Genomic DNA, 5,135 nt, shown 5'->3' with positions numbered 1-5,135 from the left:
GTGCGGAAAACTTATTGAACGAATACTATAGCACTTATGCAGACTGGGGCAATATACCCAGGATGGGACGTAATATTTTCACTTCTTTAAAATTCATCTTTTAGAAAATGAAAATCGTTTATAGTATTTTGTTGATGGTGTTATCCTTGCTGATGGGTTTTCAGCAGGCGATAATTATCATGCACTTTAAGCTGAACCGGGATGCGATAGAACAAAGATTCTGCATCAACAAAAACAAGCCCGGGTTGCAATGCCACGGAACATGTCATTTAAAAAAAGAGTTACAGGAAACGGAAAATTCCGGGCCTTCTGCAATTAGTATTTATCCAAAGATTGACATATTCCCTGTCTCATTCACGGCGTTGGAAGTAACAAATCCAACAATTGATATACAGAGTAAAACATCCATTCAAAAAGATACCCTGTATACATCGCCTTACAGGGAAATAATTGTGCCGCCTCCTATCGGTTGACTTTCTATCATGGCTTAGTCAAAATGATTATTAGGTGATAAATTTTCAAATACTTTAAAAAACAGCAATGAAAAATTTAAAAAAATATTTATTAGTATCCGTAGTTTTATCTGCATTGATATCCTGTAGTAAAGATGATAAGGATCCTGTTGCCAACAATATCATATTGCATTTCAACAACACTTTTAAAAGCAATACCATCGTGCTTGGCGATGCCGCTTCTACTACTGCCACAACAAACACTTCTGCTGAAGGACAGGTGCATCATTTTTCAGAATTGAAATACGTGATCAGCAATATCCGGCTTATAAAAGCAGACGGTACTGAAATTCCTTATAACATCAACGACCTGGATAAGGGCGCAACGGTTGTAAACCAGGCAAAGACTGAAACGCTGAACTACACGTTGAGCAATATACCGTCGGGAGAGTACAAGCAGGTAAAATTCGGTTTGGGCGTTAAGCAGGAGATGAACACTTTAGACCAGGCAAAATTTCCAACGTTTTATGCAACTGCCGGCGCTAATGAAACGGAAATGATGTGGGAATGGGGAGCTGGTTACCGCTTCACAAAGCTGGAAGGGTTCTATGACAACGATAATAAGGAAATGTCCATCCATACAGGAAGCACCGTAGAGGGAGAAGAAGGAGCATATACACAAGGCGTTGACGCTTACAGGGATATTACCCTCAATCTTACCAGCAATGCTGTGGTGGGCCGCAATGTTCCAAAGATCACCATCAAGGCAGACTTTGACAAACTGTTGAGCGGAAAGGCCAATACGATCAGGCTGACATCAGGAACGGGAATGAATGACAATGCTACGCCTAATATTCATACCGCCGTTCAAATGACAAAATTTGTTGACAACCTCGGCGGAGACGGGTCAAGCGATATTACCGGGATGTTTTCCATAGATAATGTAGAGAATTAGCATACTGCCAGGAGCCGCCTGAAGTTCACGAATGTGGCGGCTCTTTTTCAATTTTTTAAGTCAGTGTTATTCAGGATGAAAAAAATATTCGGCATCATATCAGTTTTTTTCCTGTTGCTATCCTGCAACAGGGATGATATTATTCAGCCGGAGCCTTATGACAATCCGGAACTGCCGTTGATTATTCCCCCGGATTTCCCTGCGCTGAACAATTCGGTAAATGCAAATAAACCTACGAAATACGGAGTTGAATTAGGCGAGAGGCTTTTCAATGAAAAAAGATTCAGCGCAAACAATTCTATTTCCTGTGCCGGTTGTCACCATAAATCAAATGCTTTTGCTGATAGTAACGCCCTGGCAATTGGTATTTACGGCAGGGTGGGACTGCGCAATACGCCCCCCCTCCAAAACATGGCGTTTATGCAATTTTATAACTGGGACGGAAAGATCCTCCAGTTAGAAAAGCAACCATTGGTTCCCATCATCACCCACGAAGAAATGAATTCTTCTATTTTGGAAGTCATTGGTAAAATAAATGACGATCAGGAATACAAAGAATTGTTCAGAAAAGCATTTGGCGATGAAAATATAAGCCCGGAAAGGATATATAAAAGCATTGCGCAATTCGGATATACACTGATCTCTGCCGACAGCAAATATGACAAGGTACAACGAAACGAAGACGAAGCATTCACGGAAAGCGAGGCAAGGGGTTACCAGACTTTTCAGCATAAATGCGGGAACTGTCACAGCACAGCGTTGTTTACCGACCAGAGTTTTAGAAATATTGGCTTTCCGTTGAATCCAAATACTGATGAAGCAGGACGAGCCAGGGTAACAGGAATTCCTGCGGACTATATGAGCTTCAGGGTTCCTTCTTTAAGAAATATTGAATACACGGCGCCTTACGGCAGCTTCGGTCAGTTTCCTACTTTAAAATCCGTTTTAGATTATTTTGACAATGGCGTTTTAGATGCTGATAATCTTGATCCGGTTTTAAAAGAAAGCGGCAACAGGATACCGCTAACGGAACAGGAAAAAGAAGACCTTATTTCCTTTATGAATACTTTAAGCGACAGTTCGTTTGTTGGGAAGTAATTTGGGTTAGCAGAACAATGTAAGCTTTAAAGCAGGTATAGCAGAAACATTAAAAAAGGGATATGAATGGTATAACATGCTCCGGCATACTTTTGCAAAAGCTGTGTATATGATGTTCCTGATAAAGGAGTTCATCCATTCCTTGATGGAAATGGCAGAATTGCAAGAATAATGATGAATGCGGAATTTAGCTCGAAAGCCTTATCAAAAATTATTATTCCAACAATATACAGGGAAGATTATATGGGAGCTATTAAAAAGTTAACAAAGCAAAGAGAAAGCATCTCTGGTTAAGTATAGATAATCAACGTGATCGTATATTTACTTTGTGTGGAAAGAAAAAAAAGAACAACCGATTTCGATCCTGATAAATATTAATACTGCATACTTTTCATGAACATTTCATTTGCAATTATCGTATACACGGGAATAGTTTTAGCAATTGTACAGGCTTGCCGAATTGGCGTTCTTTTCTTTAAAATTGGTGCAAAAATTAAGAACAGACCGTATATGGGATTACCAAATGAGTGGGTCAACATTAACATTGCCGAATGGTTTAAAGGCAGGTATTTTGATATTTTTCCTGTATCCTTTTTTTTACGCAAGCTTGATCCAGAAAGGTATTCAGCTTATTCCGAAGAGGTACAGCAAATGTTCAGGAAGAAATTTAAATATGAAATTTATTTCTGGACAGTTTTTCTATTCGGGCTACTGTTAATCCCGGTGTCGCAATTTTTAACGAATGGATGGAAATATAAGGAAGAAAGTGAAACGAGTAGCAGAATTTTAGAATCGCTTTTGAAGAAAGATACTTCAGCGATATTTAATCGCATTGGAAATAACCATATTCTTAAAGACTCTGAAAGTATTATTTTTAAAATGACATTGGCTTCTATGCTGATAGAGAAATATGGAATTCCACAAAAAGGCAGATTTACATTTAAGGCATATCCGGAAAGAGACTATAAAAATGTAGATATACTTGTTCCTTTGACAAATAGTAATATTGATGATATAGAAACGCCGGTAATATCTTTTGAATTTGCAAAATATTTAGGGTCGGATAAAATAGAAAATTTTTCAGTAAGAATAGGGTTGCAAGATGATAAGTTTAAAGTGCCCAGTAATAAATTCTATAAATATTTTTTTTTAAAGCGTTAGTGTTTCCGCTTCGCCGTTATTGCGTATCGCATACCAATTCGTTCGGCTGAGTAATCCCCGCCCGTACGACTGGGTGTCATCCGGGGGCAACGGACGCCCGATAGCAGCACCACAGCTAAGTACAAAAACTTCGTAACCCTAATACCTTACTCCTTACACCCTCCACCCAAAGCTGAAAGCTGATACTCCTTCACCACACCAGCTTCGCAACCCTTCCGTCTTTACCGGCAAGAAATACCGTTTTCCCGTTCTTCGCTTTCCGGCACACGTGAAAACCTTCTTTGCTGATGAATTTCCAGTTCATTCCCCCATCTTCAGAAACATCCACACCGGTTGTTCCGCAACTGACCAGCTTTTTTTTAGCAACAAACTCAACACAGCTCCGGTAGCCTTTCGGCGGTGTTACGGGATTTGTCCAGGTATTACCGCCATCTTTACTTACCGCGCAATTTTGCGCTGCAATGCTGTCTGCCGCAAAATCGCCGCCCACCACTACCATATACTTTGCCGGCTTTCGCTTTTTATTGTTGTATACGGCTATAGCATTTGCGCCGGTTGTTTCCCTGCCCTGAATCAGCGGAAGGTCAATCGTTTTGTTCCGGATGAATAATCTTGATACTGTTCCGCCGGTTACAAAACAGGCTTCTTTTTTTGAGAGCGCCCGGATATTGGTACCACTGGCGGCGAACATGGCTTCACCGGGCCTGGCCACCGGGTAATTTTGTTCGGGCAACCCCTGCCAGGTATCCCCGCCATCAAAAGTTCTTGCAATGAATATTTTCCCTGCAAGCGGGTCGCCGATCACTATCCCGCTTTGTTCATTCCAAAATTCCATGGCATCCAAAAACATGCCTTTGCGCTTGTCTTCCAAAACCACTTTCCAGGTATTGCCGCCATTGTTGGTCTTTAGGATATAGGCCGGTTCGGCAATGCCCATAATAACAGCCGTAGCGGCATCAAAAGCTTCTATATCCCTGAAGTCGGTTTTTTCAAATCCTTTTACCTGCATCCATTTCCACGTTTTACCGCTGTCTACCGATCTGCCGATCGTTCCGTTGCTTCCGCTGGCCCACACCACTTTGTCGTTCACAACGCTCAATCCTCTTAAAGAAATGCCTGTTCCGGAATGGAGCATTTCAATGTGCTGCGCAGAAACCACAATCGACAGCAGGTAAAAAATAAATAGTAAGAGAGGCTTCACAACGTGCATGCTTGCTTGTTTTTACAACTCAAAGTAAAACAAATCCGGAATTGTTTTGAAGTCATGCTGAAGATCAGCTGTTTTGATCTGGCAATTTTTTATCTTGCAGCCGCACATGAAAAAGTATGAAGACGAATACCGGCATAAGGGCCTGCGCCGCAAACTGATCGCTTCTTTGCAAAAAAAGGGCATTACCGATCAAAAAGTGCTGGAAGCCATGAACAATATTCCCAGGCATTTTTTTATGGACCTTGCCTTTGACCAGATC

Annotated in this window: 5 protein-coding genes and 2 pseudogenes; 6 read left to right on the top strand and 1 reads right to left on the bottom strand. The window is 41.1% G+C overall.

The features are described from left to right. Window positions 1-107 precede the first annotated feature (107 nt). The 5 genes and pseudogenes from PLH26_RS20140 (at window position 108) to PLH26_RS20125 (ending at window position 3,666) form a co-directional block, all read left to right on the top strand. Entirely contained in the window at window positions 108-473 is a 366-nt protein-coding gene (locus PLH26_RS20140; protein WP_324587818.1) for a hypothetical protein, read from the top strand. A 67-nt stretch (window positions 474-540) separates the two neighbouring features. After that, the gene (locus PLH26_RS20135) at window positions 541-1,407 is read left to right on the top strand and encodes an MbnP family protein (protein WP_324587817.1); all 867 of its coding nucleotides are present in this window, start codon (window positions 541-543) and stop codon (window positions 1,405-1,407) included. A 75-nt stretch (window positions 1,408-1,482) separates the two neighbouring features. Further along, window positions 1,483-2,505 (top strand): cytochrome-c peroxidase, encoded by a 1,023-nt coding sequence (locus PLH26_RS20130; RefSeq protein ID WP_324587816.1) that lies wholly within the window; start codon window positions 1,483-1,485, stop codon window positions 2,503-2,505. A gap of 129 nt (window positions 2,506-2,634) precedes the next feature. Next, window positions 2,635-2,799 (top strand): annotated as a pseudogene (locus PLH26_RS21855) (Fic family protein); the annotation flags it as partial. Between the two features lie 99 nt (window positions 2,800-2,898). After that, the gene (locus PLH26_RS20125) at window positions 2,899-3,666 is read left to right on the top strand and encodes a hypothetical protein (RefSeq protein WP_324587815.1); all 768 of its coding nucleotides are present in this window, start codon (window positions 2,899-2,901) and stop codon (window positions 3,664-3,666) included. A gap of 190 nt (window positions 3,667-3,856) precedes the next feature. Here PLH26_RS20125 and PLH26_RS20120 read toward each other — a convergent pair whose 3' ends face one another. Continuing rightward, entirely contained in the window at window positions 3,857-4,876 is a 1,020-nt protein-coding gene (locus PLH26_RS20120; protein ID WP_324587814.1) for a beta propeller repeat protein, read from the bottom strand. Between the two features lie 106 nt (window positions 4,877-4,982). On the opposite strand from PLH26_RS20120, the pseudogene PLH26_RS20115 reads away from it, so the two are divergent. Beyond that, window positions 4,983-5,135 (top strand): annotated as a pseudogene (locus PLH26_RS20115) (protein-L-isoaspartate(D-aspartate) O-methyltransferase); the annotation flags it as partial.

Source organism: Agriterribacter sp., assembly GCF_035444585.1.
Classification (GTDB): Bacteria; Bacteroidota; Bacteroidia; order Chitinophagales; family Chitinophagaceae; genus Agriterribacter.
This window is presented reverse-complemented; position numbering and strand designations above follow the sequence as displayed.

Coding starts and splice junctions, on each gene's coding strand:
- PLH26_RS20125 (WP_324587815.1), top strand. CDS start 2,899: ATGAACATTTCATTTGCAATTATCGTATACACGGGAATAGTTTTAGCA.
- PLH26_RS20130 (WP_324587816.1), top strand. CDS start 1,483: ATGAAAAAAATATTCGGCATCATATCAGTTTTTTTCCTGTTGCTATCC.
- PLH26_RS20135 (WP_324587817.1), top strand. CDS start 541: ATGAAAAATTTAAAAAAATATTTATTAGTATCCGTAGTTTTATCTGCA.
- PLH26_RS20140 (WP_324587818.1), top strand. CDS start 108: ATGAAAATCGTTTATAGTATTTTGTTGATGGTGTTATCCTTGCTGATG.
- PLH26_RS20120 (WP_324587814.1), bottom strand. CDS start 4,876: ATGCACGTTGTGAAGCCTCTCTTACTATTTATTTTTTACCTGCTGTCG.